The organism is Haemophilus parahaemolyticus (assembly GCF_018373095.1).
GTDB classification, from domain to species: Bacteria; Pseudomonadota; Gammaproteobacteria; order Enterobacterales; family Pasteurellaceae; genus Haemophilus_A; species Haemophilus_A parahaemolyticus_A.
The window spans coordinates 1-2,257 of sequence record NZ_JAHAHT010000156.1 but is presented as its reverse complement, the minus strand read 5'-3'; the positions used below and the strand labels follow the sequence as shown (position 1 = coordinate 2,257).

Annotated in this window: 3 protein-coding genes; 2 read left to right on the top strand and 1 reads right to left on the bottom strand. The window is 40.8% G+C overall.

The genetic code is table 11. The annotated features are described in order from the left end of the window. The coding region (locus KH943_RS09940) for an aromatic amino acid transport family protein (protein WP_304110422.1) at positions 1 to 631 on the bottom strand (631 nt) is incomplete at its 3' end. Positions 632 to 895: 264 nt separating this feature from the next. On the opposite strand from KH943_RS09940, the gene dsbB reads away from it, so the two are divergent. Together dsbB and KH943_RS09930 are read left to right on the top strand one after the other, a co-directional pair. Then, positions 896 to 1,435 carry a disulfide bond formation protein DsbB gene (gene dsbB / locus KH943_RS09935; protein WP_304110421.1) on the top strand — a complete coding sequence of 180 codons (540 nt, stop codon included), beginning with the start codon at positions 896 to 898 and terminating at the stop codon, positions 1,433 to 1,435. A 78-nt stretch (positions 1,436 to 1,513) separates the two neighbouring features. Continuing rightward, positions 1,514 to 2,257, top strand: a 744-nt coding sequence (locus KH943_RS09930) for a PLP-dependent transferase (RefSeq protein ID WP_304110420.1), incomplete at its 3' end; no start/stop codon positions are given.

Below are 2,257 nucleotides of genomic sequence, written 5' to 3'. Positions count from 1 at the left end.
CTGCTTCTAAATAGCTATTGATGCTCCCCATAATCACATGGAAACCAAACGACGTGAAGAAGATAGGAATTGCAGAAATCACTAATAAATTATCTAACGGCACGGAGGTGAGGTTTTCTAATTTAGCTTTTGGAAGCATCATCATTAATACACCAATAAACGCCACAATTTTTCCCATAAAGAGTATGCGGGTTAGGCCATCGACACCTTTAATACCAATCACAACGAAGGCACCTAAAATGAAGGTAAAAATTAAAATCCCGATTTTTAATGCGTTATCTGCCCCTAAATTTTCAGGCAATATCCCTGAAACCAATGAGCCACCACCCGTAATATAAGCAGCTAATAAGGCATAAAGTAAAATTAACAAGCTAGCAGTGGCAAGTACACGCCCTGTGATACCAAAATATTGCTCGGCAAGCGTTGCTACGCCTACATCTTGCTGTTTAGCTGTTTGGTATACTTCCATAAAAAGCAAGCCTGTATAGGTAAGCAATAACCATAAACCAACGAGCAAGACAAGCGTCATTCCAAACCCCATTCCTGCAGAAGTAAGCGGCATCGCCAACATTCCCGCGCCAATGGTCGTGCCCGCAATCATTAAGGCACTGCCCAAAATTTTATTTTTCATAAGATCTCCTGTATATAAGAAGTTAGCATTCTAACAAAGAATGCTCAAAGCAGAATAGTTTTTTATAAATAAATCAAGCATAAAAAAACAAGCGGTCGATTTTGCAAATTTCTTTACAAAATCAACTGCTTAAATCTCTTACTGATAGTGATTACTTAATTTTCAGAAGCAAAAACTATTTAGTTAATGTATGCAATATTATTTCCTTTCCCCTCTCACTAAGAATTGTTACAATGCTTCAAATTCATTCACAAAGAGGCGATTATGCTCACCTATTTTAAAGAACTTTCTCTTAACCGAACTGCTTGGATTTTATTAGCGATTATCGCGTTACTTTTAGAATCAACAGGGCTTTATTTCCAATATGTCATGGGCTTGCAACCTTGTGTAATGTGCGTTTATGAACGTTTAGTCATTAGTGGCTTATTGATTTCAGGCATTATTGGGGCTATTTCTCCTCGCTTAAAACTCACCCGCTATTTTGCAATTATTCTATGGGGGTACAGCGCAATCAAAGGCTTATTCTTAGCCATTCGCCACACTGATTACCAACTTAACCCAGCACCTTGGAATCAGTGCGAATTCAAACCTGATTTTCCGCAAACAATGCCGTTTGACCAGTGGTTCCCACAAATTTTTGCACCAGGCCCTGTTAATTGCAGTGAAAGCCAATGGGAAATGTTAGGTTGGGGAATGCCACAATGGCTAATTCTTGCTTTCGGTTGTTTCACGCTCTTCTTCGTTTTGGTGCTAATTAGCCAATTTAAAAAAAGCAACCCCCAATATCGTTCCGTTTTCAGATAATCGCAAGCGGTAGATTTTCGCAAAAGTTTTGCGAAAATCTACCGCTTTCCTTTTTAAAACTATAGATTAGGAAATTATATGTCAGACACTTCATTCTCAAACTTAGAAACTAAACTTGTCCATGCAGGGCGCAAATCTCGCTATACGCAAGGTTCGGTAAATGCGGTCGTTCAACGTGCTTCATCACTTGTTTTTCCAACCGTTGCGGATAAAAAACACGCGACCAAAAACCGCTACAAAGGTGAGCTCTTTTATGGTCGTCGTGGCACGCTGACTCACTTCGCCCTCCAAGATGCAATGTGTGAGCTTGAAGGCGGTGCAGGTTGCTATCTATATCCTTGTGGGGCAGCAGCGGTAACCAATGCGATTTTGGCTTTTGTGGCACAAGGCGATCACGTTTTAATGACAGGGGCGGCTTACGAACCTACCCAAGATTTCTGCAATGTTATTTTGAAAAATATGGGTGTGGCAACAACCTATTATGATCCGATGATTGGCGAGGGGATTCGTGAGCTCATTCAGCCAAACACAAAGGTGCTTTTCTTAGAAAGTCCTAGCTCACTTACGATGGAAGTGCCTGATATTCCAACTCTCGTGCGAGTGGCTCGTGAAGTGAATCCTGAAATCGTGATTATGATTGATAATACTTGGGGCGGTGGTGTGCTGTTCCCTGCACTTTCACACGGGATCGATATTTCTATTCAAGCAGGTACTAAATATTTAGTTGGGCATTCAGATGTAATGATTGGTACGGCAGTTTCTAACGAACGTTGTTGGGATCAACTCCGAGAACGCTCTTATTTAATGGGGCAAATGGTGGAT